This window comes from Providencia sp. AGC89 (assembly GCF_053543535.1).
In genome coordinates, this window is the sequence record NZ_JBIXLP010000018.1 from 112,057 (window position 1) to 133,502 (window position 21,446).

The 21,446-nt window shown below is 39.5% G+C and carries 17 protein-coding genes; 5 read left to right on the plus strand and 12 right to left on the minus strand.

Features of this window, described 5'->3' with window-relative positions; genetic code table 11:
- Positions 1–12: 12 nt before the first annotated feature.
- Positions 13–609, minus strand: coding sequence for a fimbrial protein (locus ACIPUA_RS05965; protein ID WP_042848515.1), 597 nt, complete (start codon positions 607–609; stop codon positions 13–15).
- 939 nt (positions 610–1,548) lie between these two features.
- Here ACIPUA_RS05965 and zur point away from each other — a divergent pair.
- Positions 1,549–2,064: a zinc uptake transcriptional repressor Zur gene (zur, locus tag ACIPUA_RS05970; RefSeq protein WP_042848516.1), complete on the plus strand. Its 516-nt coding sequence runs from the start codon at positions 1,549–1,551 to the stop codon at positions 2,062–2,064.
- Between the two features lie 197 nt (positions 2,065–2,261).
- On the opposite strand, the gene lexA is transcribed toward zur, so the two are convergent.
- Together lexA and ACIPUA_RS05980 are read right to left on the minus strand one after the other, a co-directional pair.
- Positions 2,262–2,879: a transcriptional repressor LexA gene (gene lexA / locus ACIPUA_RS05975; protein ID WP_042848518.1), complete on the minus strand. Its 618-nt coding sequence runs from the start codon at positions 2,877–2,879 to the stop codon at positions 2,262–2,264.
- 135 nt (positions 2,880–3,014) lie between these two features.
- Positions 3,015–3,389 carry a diacylglycerol kinase gene (locus ACIPUA_RS05980; protein ID WP_449059427.1) on the minus strand — a complete coding sequence of 125 codons (375 nt, stop codon included), beginning with the start codon at positions 3,387–3,389 and terminating at the stop codon, positions 3,015–3,017.
- A gap of 126 nt (positions 3,390–3,515) precedes the next feature.
- Between ACIPUA_RS05980 and plsB the strand changes: the two genes are divergently transcribed.
- Complete coding sequence (gene plsB / locus ACIPUA_RS05985; RefSeq protein WP_042848520.1) at positions 3,516–6,017, plus strand: glycerol-3-phosphate 1-O-acyltransferase PlsB; 2,502 nt, start codon at positions 3,516–3,518, stop codon at positions 6,015–6,017.
- Positions 6,018–6,102: 85 nt separating this feature from the next.
- Here plsB and ubiA read toward each other — a convergent pair whose 3' ends face one another.
- The 3 genes from ubiA to pgi form a co-directional block, all read right to left on the minus strand.
- Positions 6,103–6,957: a 4-hydroxybenzoate octaprenyltransferase gene (gene ubiA / locus ACIPUA_RS05990; RefSeq protein ID WP_042848521.1), complete on the minus strand. Its 855-nt coding sequence runs from the start codon at positions 6,955–6,957 to the stop codon at positions 6,103–6,105.
- Positions 6,958–7,109: 152 nt separating this feature from the next.
- Positions 7,110–7,613 (minus strand): chorismate lyase, encoded by a 504-nt coding sequence (ubiC, locus tag ACIPUA_RS05995; protein ID WP_042848522.1) that lies wholly within the window; start codon positions 7,611–7,613, stop codon positions 7,110–7,112.
- Between the two features lie 319 nt (positions 7,614–7,932).
- Positions 7,933–9,579, minus strand: a complete 1,647-nt coding sequence (gene pgi / locus ACIPUA_RS06000; RefSeq protein ID WP_042848524.1) for a glucose-6-phosphate isomerase — start codon at positions 9,577–9,579, stop codon at positions 7,933–7,935.
- A gap of 359 nt (positions 9,580–9,938) precedes the next feature.
- Between pgi and ACIPUA_RS06005 the strand changes: the two genes are divergently transcribed.
- Together ACIPUA_RS06005 and lysC are read left to right on the plus strand one after the other, a co-directional pair.
- Positions 9,939–10,100 (plus strand): hypothetical protein, encoded by a 162-nt coding sequence (locus ACIPUA_RS06005; protein ID WP_155405749.1) that lies wholly within the window; start codon positions 9,939–9,941, stop codon positions 10,098–10,100.
- Positions 10,101–10,140: 40 nt separating this feature from the next.
- A complete protein-coding gene (gene lysC / locus ACIPUA_RS06010) occupies positions 10,141–11,517 on the plus strand; it encodes a lysine-sensitive aspartokinase 3 (protein ID WP_042848527.1) in 1,377 nt (458 codons plus the stop codon).
- A 52-nt stretch (positions 11,518–11,569) separates the two neighbouring features.
- Here the strand turns inward: lysC and ACIPUA_RS06015 are convergent, their stop codons facing one another.
- From ACIPUA_RS06015 to metH, 3 genes are all read right to left on the minus strand, one after another.
- Positions 11,570–13,033, minus strand: a complete 1,464-nt coding sequence (locus tag ACIPUA_RS06015; RefSeq protein ID WP_042848529.1) for an SEL1-like repeat protein — start codon at positions 13,031–13,033, stop codon at positions 11,570–11,572.
- A 175-nt stretch (positions 13,034–13,208) separates the two neighbouring features.
- A complete protein-coding gene (locus ACIPUA_RS06020) occupies positions 13,209–13,799 on the minus strand; it encodes a hypothetical protein (protein ID WP_173424840.1) in 591 nt (196 codons plus the stop codon).
- A 67-nt stretch (positions 13,800–13,866) separates the two neighbouring features.
- Complete coding sequence (gene metH, locus ACIPUA_RS06025) at positions 13,867–17,550, minus strand: methionine synthase (RefSeq protein ID WP_449059428.1); 3,684 nt, start codon at positions 17,548–17,550, stop codon at positions 13,867–13,869.
- Positions 17,551–17,752: 202 nt separating this feature from the next.
- On the opposite strand from metH, the gene iclR reads away from it, so the two are divergent.
- Positions 17,753–18,583 carry a glyoxylate bypass operon transcriptional repressor IclR gene (iclR, locus tag ACIPUA_RS06030; protein WP_042848533.1) on the plus strand — a complete coding sequence of 277 codons (831 nt, stop codon included), beginning with the start codon at positions 17,753–17,755 and terminating at the stop codon, positions 18,581–18,583.
- Between the two features lie 89 nt (positions 18,584–18,672).
- Here iclR and ACIPUA_RS06035 read toward each other — a convergent pair whose 3' ends face one another.
- From ACIPUA_RS06035 to ACIPUA_RS06045, 3 genes are all read right to left on the minus strand, one after another.
- A complete protein-coding gene (locus tag ACIPUA_RS06035; protein ID WP_449059429.1) occupies positions 18,673–19,530 on the minus strand; it encodes an N-acetylmuramoyl-L-alanine amidase in 858 nt (285 codons plus the stop codon).
- A gap of 567 nt (positions 19,531–20,097) precedes the next feature.
- Entirely contained in the window at positions 20,098–20,361 is a 264-nt protein-coding gene (locus ACIPUA_RS06040; RefSeq protein WP_173424841.1) for a helix-turn-helix domain-containing protein, read from the minus strand.
- Between the two features lie 327 nt (positions 20,362–20,688).
- Positions 20,689–21,386 (minus strand): IS1 family transposase gene (locus ACIPUA_RS06045; protein WP_281111489.1). Its coding sequence is split into 2 segments (ribosomal slippage): positions 20,689–21,137 and positions 21,137–21,386, totalling 699 coding nucleotides; the frame shifts between segments, so codons are not numbered across the junction.
- Between the last annotated feature and the right edge of the window lie 60 nt (positions 21,387–21,446).

Below are 21,446 nucleotides of genomic sequence, written 5' to 3' on the forward strand. Positions count from 1 at the left end.
CTCAAATAAGTCTTATTGATATACGATTTTGAAGTTAGCAACAGTATTGAAACTACCCGTTGTTGCTTTAGCGTTAGCATCTTCATTACCTTTAACATATGCTGCAAAATGTAGAGTTGTTTCTTTGCCATCTCCTGCATTTAACGCATAACCGTCACCAGTACCTGGGAATGCTTTACCAAATTCAACAACTTTGTCTGCACCGTTAGTAATTACGATACCTGCGTTTTTAACTTTTCCGCCTAAACCAAGTAATTCACCTGTAAAGCCTTGGAATCCAGAGATTGTTGGACCAGTAAACGTGATTTTTGCGTTTTTGTAAGTTTCAGTTGAACAATTTTTCAATACGATATCGAAATCTTTGCTGTCTGAACGATATTGGTTTGATGTCAGTTCATGTAATGCGATTTCACCAAACTCAACTAGTTGTTTTAGGTTATTTGCATCAATTGAACATGGAACATCGTTAATGAAACCAGTGAAACGGATTTCACCTTGTGAGCTTTCTACTGTTTTTGCTGGAACGACAGGATCTTCAGCTAATGCAGCTCCAGAGAAACCAATCCCAAAACCAATAGCTAGAGTTAATGCTAATTTATTCAATTTCATAAACATTTCCTTAAATAAGTAGGAAGGATTTTCCTCTTTCTGATTTTTATTGATAATTTGCGCTTATCAGTAAAGTTTTTCAGCACTCCAGCTTTATAAACTTCTTTCAGATTAGAGGGTTATATATAAATAAGGTCCTTCTCATTTATCATCTTTTTTAAAAACGTAAATCCATTACACTAGTTTTCTTGCTTTTTAATTAACAACTCAATTTTCGCTGTAACTTTTAAAAATTGACGTAGAAAACTAAATGAATATTTATACATACGCTTCAATTCTTTCTGATGTCAATTCTACAATCTCAATATATATTGTCAAAAATCACACCTGAGGTGAGTTTATATAGAATAATAACCCTATATTCACTTAAATATAAAATAAAAAACCAAAACAACTCATTTATATATGAATCAAATATGTCATTTAGGAAAATTTATATAAAATCTTCACTTTCTATTTATAAGATTTTCAAAATATTTCAAAATAAACAAAATTAGCCACTAAAATATAAAACTATACAGCAGAGGAAATTAATATATTTAATCTATAAATAGTAACTTAATTGAACAAAATCCAAGGAAAAAAAATTTTATCACTCATTTATAGGAAAAATAAAATTTCAGATAAGATAAATCTTAATTAAAATTTATATCAAAAGGTAACACTTAGTTTCAAAGAATTGTTTTAGACTAGTTACCCTTTTAAAAATTAAATGTTTAATTTTTGTTATTTATATATTGATAATGCTGTATATAAAAATATCTTCTTTATCTCCTTCATGAGTTATAAATTTTATTTTTCATTTTTTTATCTAACAAAGCTTAGCTAGATAGCTGTCTTCATCCTTTCACTTTTTCTTTTCAAGCTATTTCAGTCAGAAAACTATGATAAACTTGTTACCATAGTTGATACTTTGTTTTCGAAGTTGGGGTCAGTAAAATGAAAAAAATGAATGAAGATAAGATACTGGTAATGGCAGAACGCATTTGCCAGTCAAGAGGCGTTAGATTGACTCCACAGAGAGAAACTGTATTACGCCTTATCGCGCAACAACACGGTGCTATCAGTGCCTACGATTTATTAGACTTATTACGTGAAGTTGAACCACAAGCAAAGCCCCCTACCGTTTACCGTGGGCTTGAGTTTTTAATGGAACAAGGCTTTATTCATAAAATAGAGTCAACCAACAGTTATGTCGTTTGTCACCACTTTGATAACCCTAGCCATATTTCAGTGATGTTAATTTGTGACCACTGCGGTAGCGTAACTGAAAGTGATTGCACAACCATTGAAGCCGCTATTATCAGCCTAGCGGAAACCAACCAGTTCCGTTTGCGTCATACTGTGGTTGAAAACCATGGCTTATGTAAAAACTGTGATGAGATTGATAGCTGCCAAGATCACGCACATTGCCACCATGACCATCAACAGCCTATTACTACAAAGAAAAAGTAATAAATAGAAGTGGTAGAGTTAACGGTGTTGCTTATATAAGAAAAGAATATTCGATGAGATGCAAAGAAAAGAGACAAAAGAAAAGGAACAAGTAAAGCAGGCAGATCTCTACACATCAATTTGAAATCTGCCAGCAATCATTGAATTATCAAACAAGCAGCGTCAACTTACCGCTTACCAACCTGATAATTTAAGAATTAATACCAATCACTATTGCGGATCACGCCAACCGCTAAACCTTCAATTGTGAAGCTTTGTTCGCGTAAATCGACAATAATTGGTGCAAATTCAGGATTTTCAGCAATTAACTCAACACGATTACCTTGCTGTTTAAAGCGTTTAACAGTCACTTCATCATCAATACGCGCAACAATCACTTGGCCATTGTGTGCATTTTGTGTTTTATGAACCGCTAGTAGGTCACCATCCATAATACCGATGTCTTTCATCGACATACCATTCACACGTAATAGAAAATCTGCGTGAGGTTTGAAGAGTTCTGGATCAACTTGATAGTGACTTTCGATATGTTCTTGCGCTAATAAAGGTTCGCCAGCGGCAACACGCCCAATCAAAGGTAGCCCTTGATCATCAGCTTCTTCTTCAAGAAGCAAGCGGATACCCCGTGATGCCCCAGAAACAATTTCAATTACACCCTTGCGAGCCAAGGCTTTTAAATGTTCTTCTGCCGCATTAGGCGAACGAAAACCCAGGCTTGCTGCTATTTCAGCACGTGTAGGAGGCATACCCGTCTGCGAAATGTGATCACGCACCAGATCATAAACCTGCTGTTGTCGAGCCGTCAGTGCTTTCATTCCGTTCCCCTGTTTGTTTATACAGTCAGACTGTGAGTATATACAGGTAAATGAAGATTTGGAACAGTTAAATTGCTGAATTTAGGCATTTGTTATCGATTGACTTCTTTTTCGACTTTAAACTGTTTTTATTAACTAGTTGGCAAAATAACGTTGCCATAAAACCAGAGCCCAAATAAAAAGTGCTAAACCAATACTGACAAACACTGCGGCAGAGCCTATATCTTTCGCGCGGCCTGAAAGCTCATGGTATTCACTACCAATACGGTCAACAACAGCTTCTACGGCACTATTTAATAGCTCAACAATCGCCACCAGCACCACTGAACTAATTAGCAGTATTCTATCTATATAACTGATATCTAAGAAAAAGGCGATAATAATCGCAATTACTGCTGCAACAGATTCTTGACGAAATGCCGCTTCGTTTACCCAAGCGGCTTTTAGCCCTTTAAGGGAATATCCCGCGGCTTTAATTACACGGGTAAAGCCCTTAGTTTGACTTGCCATATTTATTCCTTAAAAAATACAAACAATAATCGATTTTTACGGTCAAAGTGAATTGTCAGTAACAGATCTGCCAGTAGATTTCTGGTATGATTGCGCAGCATTGTTAACAAGAGGCTATAATCATTTATGTCACTATGGCGTAAAATATATTACAACACGTTGAATTTACCACTTAAATTATTGGTAAAAAGTAAACTAATTCCATCGGACCCCATTGCAGAGTTGCAGCTTGATACTAACAGGCCAACACTGTATGTATTGCCTTACCACTCTAAGTCCGACCTCCTAACGCTACGGCATCAATGCTTGGCTATCGGTTTACCTGACCCTTTGGTTGATAACGACATCAATGGCACTAAGCTCCCTGCTTATGTGTTTATCGATGATGGCCCTCGCGTATTTCGCTATTATTCACCGGACCCACGTAAAGATTCCGTCAAAACATTCCATGCTTATTTAGATTTGCACAAAAACAATCCTAATCTAGATATTCAAATGTTACCCGCGTCTGTAATGTTCGGGCGCTCTCCTGGTCGTGAAGGGCATACCCCTGCACCACCACTGAAACTATTAAATGGGGTGCAAAAGTTTTTTGCTATCCTGTGGTTAGGTCGTGACAGTTTTGTTCGCCTATCGCCACCCGTTTCTATTGGAAAAATGGCTCAGGACCACGGTACTGACACCATTATTGCCAATAAACTGGCACGTGTCGCCCGTATTCACTATTCACGCCAGCGCCTTGCTGCGGTTGGCCCGAAACTGCCGGCACGCTATGAACTATTCAATAAGCTTCTGACCTCAAAAGCAATTGAAAAAGCCGTCGAAGACGAAGCTCGCAGTAAAAAAATTCCATTGAAAAAAGCGCAGCAAAACGCAGTGAATATGATGGAAGAAATTGCTGCGAACTTCTCCTATGAAGCCGTGCGTTTAACTGACCGTGTGCTCAGTTGGACATGGAACCGCCTCTATCAAGGTATTAACGTGCAGCATGCTGAGCGCGTTCGCCAATTAGCGCAAGATGGTCATGAAATTGTGTATGTGCCCTCCCACCGAAGTCACATGGACTACTTACTGCTCTCCTATGTTCTTTACCATCAAGGTCTCGTTCCACCGCACATTGCTGCTGGTATTAACCTAAACTTCTGGCCTGCCGGTCCGATTTTTCGCCGTCTTGGCGCATTTTTTATCCGCCGTACTTTTAAAGGCAACAAATTGTATTCCACGGTTTTCCGTGAATATTTAAGTGAACTGTTTGCTCGTGGTTACTCTATCGAGTATTTCGTTGAAGGTGGGCGCTCCCGAACAGGCCGTTTATTGCAGCCCAAAACCGGGACACTATCAATGACGCTGCAAGCCATGCTACGTGGCGACTCACGCCCTATTACTATTGTGCCTATCTATATTGGCTATGAACACGTAATGGAGGTAGGGACCTACGCAAAAGAACTGCGCGGGGCAGAAAAAGAGAAAGAAGGTTTATTTTCCATGATCCGCGGGTTGCGCAAACTGCGTAACTTAGGTCAAGGGTATGTGAACTTTGGTCAGCCAATTTCTCTTTCTCATTATCTGAACCAGCGTGTCCCAGATTGGCGTGACTCAATTGATCCAATTGAGCCACAGCGCCCATCGTGGCTAAACCCAACAGTTAGCTCGTTAGCGGATAACATTATGGTAAATATCAATAATGCTGCCGCCGCTAACGCGATAAATTTATGTGCAACGGCTTTACTGGCCTCACGCCAACGTTCATTAACACGTGAACAACTCATTGAGCAAGTGGAATGTTACCTGCAATTATTACGTAATGTGCCGTATACGCCTGATGCGACAACGCCTAATAAAACGCCGGAACAACTGCTCGAACATGCATTGCAGATGGATAAATTCGAGGTAGAAAAAGACAGCATGGGGGATATTATTATTCTTCCTCGCGAAAATGCCGTTTTAATGACCTACTACCGTAACAATATCCATCACTTACTGGTACTACCGTCATTAATAACCAGTATTGTGCTGCATCATGAACGCATCAGCCGTCAAGAAATTTACTATCAAGTGAGCCAAATCTACCCGTTCCTAAAAGCAGAATTGTTTATGCGTTATAACGATGAACAGCTGCGTGAAACGGTAGATACTCTAATTGATGAACTGAATAATCAAAAGCTTATCTGCTTAAGAGACGACGATATGGTAGTGTTGAACCCACGCCGTATTCGCCCATTACAGCTCTTAGCAGCAGGTGTCCGTGAAACACTACAGCGCTACGCAATCACGTTGTCATTACTCAATGCCAGCCCTGAAATCAGCCGTAATACGTTGGAAAAAGAAAGCCGCATCCTTGCTCAACGCCTTTCTGTGCTGCACGGTATTAACGCCCCTGAGTTCTTTGATAAAGCAGTGTTTTCAACTCTCGTTGAAACGCTTAGAGAAGAAGGCTATATCGATAATAATGAAAACGATATTTTTACCACTAACGCCAAGAAGCTATATGCAGTCCTTGTGCGCCTAATGTCCCCAGAAATTCGTTTAACCATTGAAAGTGTTAGCCAAGCTGATGAATTTTCAGAAGAAAAGAAAGAAGCAATACCCGAGGTAACGGCACAAACTACTGAGCCAGAAAAAGACTAGTTCGGTTTTGTAAAGCCTATAAAGCAAAAAGGTAATGTTGAAAAACATTACCTTTTTTGTTGGCTCATGGAAAATGATTTACTCGCTAAAAATAGCTCACCATAATGCCAATAAACAAAATCAAACCAACGAAATTATTATTCATAAAGGCTTTAAAGCAAGGAGCACGCTCGCGGTTCACCATTAGTTGTTGTTGATAAATAAATAACCCTGCAACAAGCGCCAAAGAAAGATAATAAGTTATCCCTAAGCCTGCTAAAGAACCTACAACCACCAGCAAACCCACCATCAGCAATTGCAATAAGCCGATAATTAATTTGTCATATTGGCCAAATAAGATTGCTGTCGATTTCACACCGATTTTTAAGTCATCATCACGGTCAACCATGGCATACTGTGTATCGTAAATCACAGACCAAATAATATTCACTAAGAATAATAACCAACACACCAAAGGCAGTGTTTCATTGACTGCAGAGAACGACATCGGAATTGACCAACCAAATGCAGCACCTAATACTACCTGAGGTAAATGACTGACTCGCTTAACAAAAGGATACACCCACGCTAAAGCTAGGCCCGCAATAGATAGCCAAATTGTCATTGAGTTAAGCGTTAAAACGAGTAAGAAGGAAAAGCCAACAAGCCCCGCAAACAGTATTTTAGCTTCCCTTTCAGTCACATCCCCACTAGGGAGTGGCCGATGCTTAGTGCGTTCTACGTGACCATCAAAATGACGATCGGCAAAATCATTAATGACGCAACCTGCGGCACGCATAAAAAACACCCCAGCAGTAAACACGATCAAAAGATGTAAACTTGGTGTGCTTTGAGCTGCAATCCATAATGCCCAATACGTTGGCCACAAGAGTAATAGTGAACCAATGGGCCTATCTATACGCATTAAACGGCTGTATGCATGCCATTTACTTAGCGTCATACTTCCCTCCACTTTGTCGTGCTCCTTATTCGATTCCATCATACTTCAAATTGGGTATATGTTTATACCACTCAATTCTGTAAGCCACTGATTTATGTTTGTTGGTGTTGCGTACTTACTGAATTTATGAAAATTTAAAATATTTAGGATAATTAACGATATGCAGGTGATTCAGGTAAAAATATTTCTGTTAATAACAATGGTTTAGTCGATAGTTTTAATCGAGAACTGCGAACCCAACGACCAGCACTAGAACCTATGCGAATATAATCCCGAGTTAAGCCATCACGGCTGAATAAATAACGCCCTAGAGGCATTCTACCTATATCAACCAATTGCTGGTCTTCATCAGTCAATGTTTCTTCTGGAATGACAGTACGGCCTAGTAACCAAGGAATACCATCCCCATACATGACGACTTCCCTGACCCAATAACGAGGGCTTTCAGGTAAAGATTGTGCCTCTTCAGTGCTCAACATACCTTGCGATACATAGCGTTCTAAATAAGGTATCACGGTAACTTGCTGGCTGTGTTGTTCAAAGCGTTTTGTCATGGAACCAAGTTCTAACAACCAATCTAACGTATTGGCAGGAACTATTTTATCATCCTCAGCCAACCAATGAATGGGATGGGAGGTAAATAGTGTTTCATCCATTACTTAAATTTCCACCATGGATAACATGGTTATGATTTACTGTATTTCTTAGACGGTAGGATATCACGTTGTTTTGCTACAGGGTTAAAGTTAGCTAACAATTTATATAAAAAGTCACATTTTCAACACAAAATGTAAAAAAATAGTGAATAAATTTTTAATTACTAACGAGTTATAAACGATAATAAAATTTATTAACATCGTAATAATAAGAATTTATTAGGCAAGTCTCCGTCATTCATTATCTCAATAAAGCGGGAAGTTTTTACAGCTTCCCGCTTTTTCTTCATAAGACAGTGATATGACGTAATAAGAAAGGTTAACGCCAAGCTTTATAGTTATTAATCAAACCATTAGTCGAACTATCATGGCTATTGACTGTTTCGCTATTTTCTAACTCAGGCAAAATACGGCTGGCTAATTGTTTTCCTAATTCCACACCCCATTGATCGAAAGTGAAGATATTCAAAATCGCCCCTTGCGTGAAAATCTTATGTTCATACATTGCGATCAATGCCCCCAGTGAATAAGGGGTAATGGATTTCAATAAGATTGAGTTGGTTGGGCGGTTACCTTCGAATACCTTATACGGTGCCACATATTCCATGTCAGAGATATTTTTACCTTGAGCAGCAAATTCCGCATCAACAACTTCACGAGTTTTTCCAAAAGCTAGCGCTTCAGTTTGCGCAAAAAAGTTAGATAATAATTTTTCATGGTGATCGCCTAACGGGTTATGGGTCACCGCAGGCGCAATAAAGTCACAAGGGATCATTTTTGTCCCTTGGTGAATCAACTGATAAAAAGCGTGTTGACCGTTGGTTCCTGGCTCCCCCCAAATAATTGGGCCCGTTTGGTATGAAACTGGTTTTCCATCTCGGCCTATATACTTACCATTTGATTCCATATTGCCTTGCTGGAAGTACGCTGCAAAACGGTGCATATATTGGTCGTATGGCAGAATCGCTTCAGTTTCTGATTCAAAAAAATTGTTGTACCAAATGCCAATCAAACCTAACAGTACAGGGATGTTTTTTTCTAGTGGTGTTTGGGTGAAATGTTTATCCATAGCATGGGCACCATTCAATAACTGAACGAAATTGTCAAAACCCACGGATAAAATAATCGATAAGCCAATTGCTGACCATAAAGAGTAACGGCCTCCAACCCAATCCCAAAACTCAAACATATTATTAGTATCAATACCAAACTTAGCGACTTCTTCACTATTCGTTGATAGTGCCACAAAGTGTTTGGCAATATGCTGTTCGTCTTTTGCGGTAGCCAATAACCATTCACGTGCTGAATGCGCATTTGTCATGGTCTCTTGGGTCGTAAACGTTTTTGATGCAATTAAAAATAATGTCGTTTCAGGGTTCAGTTTCTTCAGCGTTTCCGCAATTTGTGTGCCATCCACATTAGAAACAAAATGCATATTTAAATGGTTTTTATATGGACGCAATGCTTCTGTAACCATAAATGGCCCAAGATCAGAACCACCAATACCGATATTAACAACATCTGTTATCGCTTTACCTGTATAACCTTTCCACTCTCCGCGAATAATGCGCTCGCTAAATTTCTGCATTTTTTCTAACACAGCATTAACATCTGGCATCACATCTTTACCATCAACATAAATCGGTGTGTTATCACGGTTACGTAAAGCCGTATGTAACACCGCTCGGTCTTCGGTACGGTTGATTTTTTCACCACTGAACATGCTCTTGATCGCGCTTTCTAGCTCAGTTTCTTTTGCTAACGCTAACAGGTTATCTAATGTTTCTTGTGTAACTCTATTTTTGGAGAAATCCACTAAGATTTGACCATCGAACGTTGCCGAAAAATGAGTAAAGCGGTCTTTATCCTGCGCAAACAAGTCACGCATATGAACATCCTTCATTTGCGCAAAATGTTGTTCTAGCGCCCGCCATGCAGCCGTTTGGCTTGGATTAATACTTTTCATGGATAACACTCTCCAAAATAATTTAAAATATAAATATATTGTACCTCGTCAAAGATACGAGACTTATCGGTTTTCTGCGTTATGTTGATATTCCCCAATTCCACGGCACTTTTCCAGACATAATTAACTCTTTCACTGAAATACGCACTTTCAATGTCATTTAACTTTAACAGCAGCGCGTACACGCTAAATCATTCGAGTTGCATGTAGGCGACAAGGGAAGATAGACCGATGAGCATACAAAAGTATGTGATTCGGCTATCTGAGCGCAGTCAACACCCATGCAGCTTGAAGGATGACCACCGCCATATACTCTAAATCATTCGAGTTGCATGTAGGCGACAAGAGAAGATAGACCGATGAGCATACAAAAGTATGTGATTCGGCTATCTGAGCGCAGTCAACACCCATGCAGCTTGAAGGATGACGAGTATATTGAGAAAACCGATAATGAATTACCTATCATTAGAATTACTGATTTACTTCGATTCTTGATTGACGCAACGCTAATTACCCGATAAATCTATATAAAAATATAGTTTAACGACAGGGATCGATACCATGAATACAGTAGCGTCTTTATCAGACAACAGTCAGTTTGTTATCGCAAAATTTGGCGGCACTAGTGTCGCGAACTTTGAGGCAATGAACAATAGTGCCAATATCATTCTTTCTAATCCAAATGTTCGAGTCGTTGTGCTTTCTGCCTCCGCTGGAGTCACTAATTTGCTAATAGAACTCGCTGAAGGTTGTGATATTGATAAACGCAATGAGCTACTGAAAAAAGTTAAAGATATCCAATATGCGATTATTGATAATCTGCAAACTGCTGATGTGATCCGTGAAGAAATCAATCGATTACTTGATAATATCGCTCATTTAGCTGATTCCGCGTCTCTCGCCACTTCTGACGCATTGACGGATGAAATGGTTAGTCATGGTGAATTAATGTCGACCCTATTATTCGTAGAAGTCCTCCGCCAGCGCAATACCGAGTCACAATGGTTTGATGTCCGTAAAGTCATGAGAACCAATGAAAGTTTTGGTCGTGCAGAACCTGAGTTGGAGCAGTTGAAAACCCTTGCAGAACAACAGCTGTTACCTCGCTTAGCAGAATCGGTAGTTATTACCCAAGGGTTTATTGGCCGTGATCCAAAAGGCCGTACAACAACACTTGGGCGTGGTGGGAGTGATTATACCGCTGCACTGCTAGCTGAAGTCCTAAGCTTATCTCGCGTTGATATTTGGACTGACGTTCCAGGTATTTACTCTACTGACCCACGGGTCGTGCCAAATGCACAGCGTATTGATGAAATAGCATTCGATGAAGCTGCTGAAATGGCAACCTTTGGGGCAAAAATTTTGCATCCGGCAACACTACTCCCCGCTGTACGTGCTGGTATCCCGGTTTTCGTTGGTTCAAGTAAAGCCCCAGAAGCAGGTGGCACCATTGTTTCTGATAAAACCAGTAATCCACCACAATTCAGGGCATTAGCGCTACGCCGTAAACAAACATTATTAACTCTGCATAGCCTAAAAATGCTACATGCACGTGGTTTTTTAGCTGAAATATTTACGATTTTACTACGTCATAATATCTCGGTAGATTTAATCACAACTTCCGAAGTGAGTGTCGCTCTAACCTTAGATACAACCGGTTCAACAGGGACAAATGGCAGTTTGCTAACTAATGCACTGATGACTGAGCTTTCGGCTCTATGCCGTGTTGAAGTTGAAGAAAACTTAGCCTTAGTGGCCATCATCGGTAATGAATTATCGCAAGTAAATGGGTTAGGGAAACAAATCTTTGGTGCTTTAGAATCTTTCAATATTCGCATGATCAGCTACGGGGCCAGTAGCCACAATATTTGTTTACTGGTTCCCGGTGACGATGCTGAAAATATCGTTCGTACATTACATAGTAATTTATTCGAGTAACCAAACTACCGCTCTAAAACAAAGAAGGCGATATTCATAATCGCCTTCTTATTCAATCAGTTGACTTATTTTTCGTTTTAACGCTGTCAGTGTACTTTAACATTGCGGCTTTCACACCTTTGTTCTGCTGTAATAGTACTAAATTATGTTTGGCAGTGGCATTACCGAGTTCGACTGCGCGCTCAAACCACATGACTGCACGGAAGATATTTTTTTCTCCCCCTTCGCCACGAGCATACATTACAGCAAGGTTATTCTGTGCATCGCTGTTTTTCTTAAATGCGGCATTTTCCAAAAGCTCTCGGGCCTTTAACGAGTTTTGCGCAACGCCAGTCCCCGTTAAATAGAAAATTGCTAATTGATTTTTCGCCTCAATGCTATCCCCTTGTGCCAGTATTAACCAATTTGCAATTTGCGTAACATCGGCTTCTTTCCATTCACCAGCCAAATATAATTTGGCGAGCTTAATTTGTGCTGCGTTATAATCCTGATTGGCTAAATTTTGATACCATTCTACTGCCTTTACAGGGTTCTTTTGAATGCCACCTAACCCTTTCTCATAAAACTCAGCGACCTTCATTCCTGCTTCAAATGATTTGTTTTGTGCAGCTCGTTCATACCATGTGAATGCTTCAGCTAAGTCTTTAGTTACCCCATTGCCAAGCTCATAAACTTTTGCAATAGCCAGTTGCGCCGAAGCATTGTTTTGCTGCGCAGCCCTTTTATACCAATACATGGCTTGATAACTATTTTTCTCAATCGAGTTATGGCCTTCCTGATAAAAATCACCCATATTGACTTGCGCAATTGCTGAACCCATATTTGCGGCTTGGCGATACAAGTAAACGGCCGTATCATCATCCTGCTCTACCCCGTCACCGTTTTCATACATAACAGCAAGGTTATTAACCGCCGCTGCAACATTATTTACCGCACTTCTTTCATACCATTCACGAGCCTTTGAATAATCAACTTCGCCACCAAGCCCATCATGATAAAATAATCCCATAGCAAACTGTGCATTTGCATGCTCTTGCTCCGCAGCCTCTGAATACCATGCTTTAGCCTGCTGATAGTTTTGCTCAACTCCTACACCATGTTCATATAAATACCCCATGGCATATTGGCAATAAGCATCCCCTTTTTCAGCGCCTCGGCGATACCAGTACTCCGCTTGTTTAAATTTTTTTTGATTTTGCAGCAGCATACCTAAATAATAATCGCCATCTGTATTATCTAAATCAGAAACTTTTTTAAACCAGCGATAAGCTTCCTGATCATTGCTCTGCAAAAAATCGGTTCCATCCATATAGGCTAGCCCGACATCCACCATCGCATCGACATCCCCTTCCTTAGCAGATTTTAATTTAGCTTTAAAATCATCAGGAAATACGACATCGTTGGCCTGACTTGCGGTTTCTAGCGGCTTATTTTTTGTAGAAGGAGCTTCCGAAGTCGCTTGAGCCAAAGACGCAGTGCTCAAACACACTGCTAGAAATAAATACCGTAATTTCATCACCATTACCCATTCATTGGCGTTATGTTATTAACATAACATTCCAATAAAAAATTCATAAGGGATTCAAGCTGAAAAAACGCTATTAGGAAGAAATTTCGTCGAAAAATTTAGGTAGTGTTCATTCATCGCTAAAACGGCCACTACCTAAACCAAAGATTAACCTATCAAAGGCTTAATTAACGCGGTAACCACCATGTTTACTGGCAAATAAATTAAATTTCCCCCACTCAATCAGTAAATGTTCCAGTTTTTGGTGACTAATTTTGCATAACTCAGAAATTTGCGACACAACAAAGTGGTTTTCACTCACTAATTCTGGGGCGAAAACTTCAGCTATCCATTCACATTCTTTAGTCGTGACCAACCAACCATCATTGGTAGAAAATTTATGGACTGGGATCATGCCTTCTTTACTACTTTCTTGCGATAACAGTTTGTTTTCATCTAGTTGTGCTTGATGAAATGCAGCTATTTCGTCTTGTGAAGGCACTGGTTCTACGGCTAAACGCTCTTCCAGAAATAAATAAATTTCTTCTGCACGCGCCGGTGTTAACTCGCTTTTTAGCCAAATTTGGTTAAAACAGTGCTCATCAAGGGACTCATCCGTATCGAGTTTGTCCATAATTTGTAAGATACTCATCATCGCACTGACCGCATCTTCGCTCATGAGAAATGTTTCAGGCGCCGCACTGTTTTGGATCTGATAAGGAAATGCCACTGAATGCGGCAGTTCATTTTCAATAATAAATTCATAGCTCATCATTAGACCCCTTTAATGTCTTTACCCATAAGATGGTGCCGAACACCTGAAAAATCAATACACTGTTTTATTAATCTTCTGGGTCATAGCCTAAATTAGGTGCTAACCAACGCTCAAGTTCCGTCACCGACAGCCCCTTACGTTTTGAATAATCTTCAATTTGGTCTTTCTGTAATTGAGCCACTGCAAAATATTTGCTATCTGGATGACTAAAATACCAACCTGATACAGATGCCCCAGGCCACATCGCATATGAACTAGTGAGTTTCATTCCCACTTGGTTTTCAACATCTAATAGCTGCCAAATCTTCTCTTTTTCTGTGTGCTCAGGGCAAGCTGGATAGCCCGGTGCAGGCCGAATACCTTGGTAATTTTCACGGATCAACTCGTCATTACTTAAATTTTCATCTTTCGCATAACCCCAATACTGCATACGAACCTGTTGATGTAAAAATTCAGCAAATGCCTCTGCAAGCCTATCCGCCAGCGCTTTAACCATAATTTTATTATAATCATCATGCTGTTTTTCGTATTCATCCGCCAGCACATCCTCTTCTAAACCACCAGTAACAGCAAATGCACCGATATAATCGGCTTTACCACTGTCTTTAGGTGCCACAAAATCAGATAAACAATAATTCGGGAAATCCGTCTTTAAGGTTTGCTGACGTAGGTTCAAACTCACTGCTTGCACATGATGGCGTGTTTCGTCTGTATAGATTTCAACATCGTCACCAACACAGTTCGCGGGGAATAAGCCAAAAATACCTTTTGGTGTCAGTAAACGTTCTTTTTCGAGCTTATCTAACATCGCGTTAGCATCATTCAATAATTTACGTGCTTCTGACCCCACGACTTCGTCGTCTAAGATACGTGGGTACTTCCCAGCGAGCGACCACGTCATAAAAAATGGCGTCCAGTCAATATATTCACGTAAGGTTGTTATTGATGCATTGACCTCTTGAATACCCAAAAATTTCGGCACCGGCGGCTGATAATTAGACCAATCAATTTTCACCTTATTGGCTCGGGCAATATCAAGAGTGACTGGTGGTGTTTTTGGTCGTCTACGCCCATGTTGTAAACGTACCGTGTCATATTCACGGCGAGTACGCTCAACAAAATCTGCTTTTTGAGTATCAGACAATAACGCTGAAACCACACCAACAGTACGTGATGCATTTTGGACGTACGTGGTTGGTCCACTGTAGTTAGGTTCAATTTTCACTGCGGTATGTGCTTTCGACGTTGTTGCCCCCCCAATCAATAACGGCAACGTAAAGCCTTGTCTTTCCATCTCTTTTGCCACATGAACCATTTCATCAAGGGATGGCGTTATCAAGCCTGACAGGCCGATAATGTCGACATTTTGCTCACGTGCCGTTTTTAAAATTGTTTCGCATGGCACCATCACGCCTAAGTCGATGATTTCATAGTTATTACACTGAAGCACTACGCCAACAATATTTTTACCAATGTCGTGAACATCCCCTTTGACTGTTGCTAACAACACTTTACCAGCACTACTTCCCGATTGTTTAAGTTCTTGAATATACGGTTCTAAATACGCAACTGCTTGTTTCATCACCCGGGCAGATTTCACCACTTGTGGTAAAAACATTTTTCCTTCACCAAACAGATCCCCCACAACATTCATCCCGTTCATCAGCGGGCCTTCAATAACCTCGATGGGGCTTGATGCACGTTGGCGAGTTTCTTCTGTATCTTGAATGATAAATTCAGTGATCCCCTTAACAAGCGAATATTCAAGGCGTTTTTCTACGTCCCAACCTCGCCATTCCGCCTGTTGGATTTGCTGTTCTTGAGCACCAGCCCCGCGGTATTTTTCCGCTAATTCCAGTAACCGCTCAGTACTATCATTACGGCGATTTAATACCACATCTTCAACTGCATCTTTCAACTCAGCGGGTAGGTCGTCATAAATGGCTAATTGCCCTGCATTCACGATCCCCATATCCATTCCATTACGAATGGCGTAGTACAAGAAAACGGCGTGGATAGCTTCACGGACTGGGTCGTTCCCCCTGAAAGAGAAGGAAACATTCGATACCCCACCGGATATCATGGCATGTGGTAGTTGTTGTTTAATATCCTTACAAACATCAATAAAATCAACAGCATAATTATTATGCTCTTCAATCCCTGTCGCGACAGCAAAAATATTTGGGTCGAAAATGATATCTTCAGGGGGAAAGCCAACCTCTTCGGTCAACACCTGATAGGCGCGTCGGCAAATCTCAATTTTACGCTCACGTGTATCGGCTTGCCCTACCTCATCGAAGGCCATAACAACCACCGCAGCCCCGTATTTACGCAGCAGTTTGGCGTGTTCGACAAAGGTTTCAACCCCCTCTTTCATGGAGATAGAGTTAACAATTCCCTTACCTTGTATACATTTAAGCCCAGCTTCGATGACTTCCCATTTTGAAGAATCAATCATAATAGGAACACGAGCAATATCAGGTTCACCCGCGATTAAATTCAGAAAACGTACCATAGCAGCTAGGGAGTCCAGCATCCCCTCATCCATATTAATATCGATGATTTGAGCACCGCTTTCCACTTGTTGGCGCGCCACATCTAACGCTTCTAAATAGTTTTCCTCTTTAATCAGCCTTTTGAATTTTGCTGAACCCGTTACGTTCGTTCTTTCCCCAACATTTACAAACAGTGACTGTTTGCTGATATTCAATGGTTCTAAACCTGATAAACGACATTCAACAGGCAATTCAGGTAACTGACGCGGCATCACCCCTTTCACCGCTTCCGCCATTTTTTTAATATGTAATGGTGTTGTGCCACAACACCCACCGACGATATTTAAAAAACCTGCTGTTGCCCATTCATGAATTTGTTCAGCCATATTTTGTGCATCAAGGTCATACTCACCAAATGCATTTGGCAGGCCGGCATTTGGGTGAGCACTGACATAACACTCAGCAATTCTTGATAGCTCTGAAACATACTGACGAAGTTCATCAGGACCCAGTGCACAATTCAAACCAAATGAAAGTGGGGCCGCGTGACGCAATGAGTTATAAAATGCTTCTGTCGTTTGCCCCGATAAAGTACGCCCAGATGCATCAGTAATAGTGCCTGAAATCATAATAGGCAGCGAAACACCTAGCGCGTCTAATTCTGTTTCAACTGCAAAAATCGCCGCTTTAGCATTTAAGGTATCAAAAATAGTTTCGATCATAATTAGATCGACCCCACCTTTAACTAAAGATCGTGTAGATCCCCTGTAAGCTTCAACAAGTTGATCAAAAGTAACATTTCTATAAGCAGGGTCATTTACATCCGGAGAAATAGAAGCCGTACGATTGGTTGGGCCTAAAACACCCGCCACATAGCGAGGCTGCTCTGGCGTTTTTCGTGTCCATTCATCGGCACATTCGCGCGCAATACGTGCAGCAGTTTCATTAATTTCATCGGAAATGGCTTCCATTTTATAGTCAGCCATCGCAATAGGCGTGGAGTTAAAGGTGTTTGTCTCAACGATATCTGCACCTGCTGCAAAATATTGATGATGTATATCTCTAATAATCTCAGGCTGTGTTAGTACTAATAAGTCATTATTACCTTTCACATCACAGGGCCAGTCAGCAAACCTATCCCCACGAAATTGTTCTTCCGACAACTTATGTTGTTGGATCATTGTTCCCATTGCACCATCTAATACCAATATACGTTTTTTTAATTCTTGTTCTAATTGATTAATTTTTTCGGACACTGCACTGCCCTCCTAAAATGGAACACTGAGAAATAAGTCAAATTTTTACTTATAACATCCTATCACAACTTTTAACTCGAAAATTCGCTGTTATGATGAGAGTTTTTCAGGTTGCATAAAATCGGTCTTTCAACTGATCCGATGAGTATTTTTAGGTGAGATAGTACATAATAGAAACAAAATTACCGTCAGGAGAGACTTAATGGCAACGGCACCAATTACTAAAAAGATAAAAAAAGCAAAAGGGCCAGCAAGTGGAGCTACCGCTGCGGGGCAAGTTCAATCATTAAGTCGTGGGCTGACACTGTTGGAATACATTTCTGAATCCACCGGTGGCATTGCACTCACTGACCTTGCATTACAAGCTGGCTTACCAAATTCAACGACACATCGACTGTTGATGACATTAGAACAGCATGGTTTTGTGCGCCAAACGGGCGATCTTGGCTTATGGGTTATTGCATCTCATGCCTTTATTATTGGAAGTAGCTTTTTAGAAAGTCGTAATTTATTAGCGTTGGTTCACCCTATATTACGCCGTTTAATGGATGGGTCAGGGGAAACCGTCAATTTAGCTATCCTCGACCACTCGGAATATGATGCTGTTATTGTCGATCAAGTGCAATGCAACGCATTAATGAGGATGTCAGCACCTATTGGCGGGAAACTGCCTTTACACGCCTCTGGAGCCGGTAAGGCGTTTATTGCAAACTTACCCGAAGAAAAGCTAATCCCTCTTTTAAGCCGCAAAGGGTTACATGCCTATACTCCATACACGTTAACTAACCCATCAGCCTTAAAAGAAAACTTGCAACAAGCTAAAAAACAAGGGTTTTCCTATGATGATGAAGAGCATGCTTTAGGCTTAAGGTGCATTGGTGCCTGTATTTATGATGAACATAAAGAAGCCTTTGCTGCTATTTCTATTTCAGGGCCGTTATCACGTATTACAGATGACCGCATTACTGAATTAGGTGCGATGGTTATCAAGGCTGCAAAAGAAATTAGCCGTGAGTACGGCGCAAACCGTTAAATGACAAAAAGTGAAATGAGGCCCAAACCTCATTTCACTTTTATTATACTCATCAGCAATGTTAACCATTATGTAGCTTATATTTATAACTACTCCGTTTGCTCAAATAATTTGAAATTTTCCATATCTCGATATTTTTCAATTAAGGCTAACGCAATTGCCTCTGTTTCTGCATCGGCTAACCCTTCAATATCCCGCTGACGAAAGTGCAGCTGAAAGGCACGCAATGTCTTTTTGGTTTGGTCATCCAACTCGCCAGATAGAGGGATCGCCGAATAACCATAAAATTTTAGAGCCTTTTGAACACGTAACACATTAGCGGGTTCGTTAGCATTTCGCCCCGCTAAGTATTTACTAACTGTTTTAGCATCAGGCCATGCACCAATTCCTTGCTGAGCAAGACGCTGCCATGGAAATGCCCTACCTGGATCTTGTTTACGTAATGGTGCGATATCGCTATGACCGATAATATTTTCAGGCGGTATATTATACCGTTGCATAATATCTTGAACTAATGGAATCAATGCAACAATCTGCGATTCATTAAAAGGTACCCAAGTTTGGTTCCCAAGGCTATTTTCTTGAAGACCGGGATTTACTATCTCAATACCGATGGAAGTGTCATTCAAACCTTTTTGATGTTGCCAACGACTATAACCAGCATGCCAAGCTTTTAGCTGTTCGAGTACCAATTGTAATACAACTGGTTTACCGTATTTAAATTCAGGTTTACTGGGAATAAGATAGTGTGAACTCACATTCCCTTTTGTTAAAAGCTCTATCGAACGTGCATCATTAGAAACAGTGTAGTGTAAAATAATATATTGAATCCGTTCACTCGTATTTCTTGATGGGTAACGATTATCAAGGTAGTAGCCTTTATTAGATGCTGAAATCGAGCAACCAACAAGCAAAAACACAAATAATATCCCTATATATTTGAACATAAAACCATAACCTTAACTCATAATTAGTTAAGTTTTATTTAAGCATAATGTTATAGGGAACACTATTAAATAATGACATCTTAAAGAAAAAAAGTAGGAAAAAACGCAGGGTTCAAGATAAAAAGTAATAATATAAAATAAATAACAACTAGTTATGTATAATAATAAAGGTTACTTACAAATAAGAAATTTGATAAAATGCACATGAATATTCACGTTAAACCTTTTAAGCCCTTTACTGAAACTGAAAAGGTTTATTGAACAATAGCACTATATTTTATCTATAATAATCAGTTAGCTACAACCCCGTCCCTAACCATATATAAAATCATAAAAATTCAATTTAAAAATACAATTGATTATTTATATTTATAGAATTTATTTTAAAATCAGTTTTTTCCTTTAAGTAATTACCACAATAAATAGTGCCAAAGGAGATTAGTCAAATTAATTGGTTATTTCCTATAAATTAAAATTATGATTCAAAGCATGTTTTTTAAGTTTAATACTTTTCTAATAATATAAAATAGTTATAAAAACTTACCAAAATAAAGATACTAACCCCATCTAACTCTTTTTTTCATTCTCTACCTGTTTAGAAATAATTTTAGTTATTTCGTTAATATCAATATCGAGAAAAATGACAATTTCAATTAATTTATCTAAACTTAATTTATTAATTCCTAGTTCATAGCGTGATACTTGCTGCTGGCTCAAATGAATAACCGAACCTAATTCATTGCCTGATAACCCCTTGCTCACCCTAGCTTTTCGTAAATAATTTCCTAATAAAGCATAAATATTTTCCTTTTTAACTATATGCATATGCATACCATCTCCTAAATAAGAAAAAAAATTTTTAGCTAGTAATATTCATTATAAAATTAATCTTCATCATTTAAAATAGTTATGAACAATCAAATACATATTAATTGATAGGTAAACATGTTTTTTATATACAAAAAAATGAGACCTTTGTATTATTTATGTAGCAATGCATTGCTTTATAAAAAGTTTTTCACTTCTTAATTACATAATGTCTTTTGTTGGTTTTTCTTGATCAAATCGATAATTTAATATAATTTTACACTTTAAATGTCACTAGAAATAATTAGCAACCAATAAAAATGATTGGTCGTGTATTCAATATAGAGATCATCACAATAGGTAATACTCCCGCTCTATGAATGTGCCGATGATTTTATCATGCATTTCAGGCGACTTCGAATAACCTAACGTCTTACGGTTAAGACGCTTTAAGCGATTTCTTAAATTCAAATTCTCTCTTTCTATTCGTTGGGTATAAAACTTACTTGCTACGTGTTTTTGTTTAGGTAATATCTCATAAGCACTGAACTTATCCGTGCACCAAAAAGCCACATTAAACCGAGACAGTAAAGCCAGTAACTGGCGAAGAGTTCTCTTGTTTCGACGACCAAACGTATGAGCAATAATCCGTTTTAGGCGAGGTTCCCAGGCATACCAAAGCCAGCGTTGTTGTTTCTTATTAGCCACAAAAGACCACTGTTCATCGACTTCACAAAGGAGTTCAATGTGCAAATTATCAAGCGGTAAAGACGTTACCTGCTTCGGCGAGAGTTTTTTAAAGTACGAACAACCGCATTAATGCTGATATGAAGGGCCCTAGCAGTATCACGAATACCGGCATTATTCATCGTGAGGTCGATAATTTTATCTTTAGTTCCGGGTTGGCAAGCACGATATTTATAATCGAGTTGGAAGCTTCGGCAGCAATCTTGGCAACGATAACGTTGATGACCAGTGCTACCTAATCCATGTTTTTTCACTGGGAGCGTTTGTTGACAAAATGGGCACCTTACATCGACTTTAGCCATGAATATTCTCCGATAAATTACCCTATATTACAGGTTAATCACCGGATTGAATACATGACC

Excerpts from the sequence above, each read along its gene's own strand:
- ACIPUA_RS06040 (WP_173424841.1), bottom strand. The coding sequence starts at position 20,361 with ATGCATATGCATATAGTTAAAAAGGAAAATATTTATGCTTTATTAGGA.
- ubiC (WP_042848522.1), bottom strand. The coding sequence starts at position 7,613 with ATGGATGAAACACTATTTACCTCCCATCCCATTCATTGGTTGGCTGAG.
- lexA (WP_042848518.1), bottom strand. The coding sequence starts at position 2,879 with ATGAAAGCACTGACGGCTCGACAACAGCAGGTTTATGATCTGGTGCGT.
- ACIPUA_RS06005 (WP_155405749.1), top strand. The coding sequence starts at position 9,939 with ATGAGCATACAAAAGTATGTGATTCGGCTATCTGAGCGCAGTCAACAC.
- ACIPUA_RS05965 (WP_042848515.1), bottom strand. The coding sequence starts at position 609 with ATGAAATTGAATAAATTAGCATTAACTCTAGCTATTGGTTTTGGGATT.
- iclR (WP_042848533.1), top strand. The coding sequence starts at position 17,753 with ATGGCAACGGCACCAATTACTAAAAAGATAAAAAAAGCAAAAGGGCCA.
- plsB (WP_042848520.1), top strand. The coding sequence starts at position 3,516 with ATGTCACTATGGCGTAAAATATATTACAACACGTTGAATTTACCACTT.
- ACIPUA_RS06035 (WP_449059429.1), bottom strand. The coding sequence starts at position 19,530 with ATGTTCAAATATATAGGGATATTATTTGTGTTTTTGCTTGTTGGTTGC.
- ubiA (WP_042848521.1), bottom strand. The coding sequence starts at position 6,957 with ATGACGCTAAGTAAATGGCATGCATACAGCCGTTTAATGCGTATAGAT.
- ACIPUA_RS06015 (WP_042848529.1), bottom strand. The coding sequence starts at position 13,033 with ATGAAATTACGGTATTTATTTCTAGCAGTGTGTTTGAGCACTGCGTCT.
- lysC (WP_042848527.1), top strand. The coding sequence starts at position 10,141 with ATGAATACAGTAGCGTCTTTATCAGACAACAGTCAGTTTGTTATCGCA.
- pgi (WP_042848524.1), bottom strand. The coding sequence starts at position 9,579 with ATGAAAAGTATTAATCCAAGCCAAACGGCTGCATGGCGGGCGCTAGAA.
- ACIPUA_RS05980 (WP_449059427.1), bottom strand. The coding sequence starts at position 3,389 with ATGGCAAGTCAAACTAAGGGCTTTACCCGTGTAATTAAAGCCGCGGGA.
- ACIPUA_RS06020 (WP_173424840.1), bottom strand. The coding sequence starts at position 13,799 with ATGATGAGCTATGAATTTATTATTGAAAATGAACTGCCGCATTCAGTG.
- zur (WP_042848516.1), top strand. The coding sequence starts at position 1,549 with ATGAAAAAAATGAATGAAGATAAGATACTGGTAATGGCAGAACGCATT.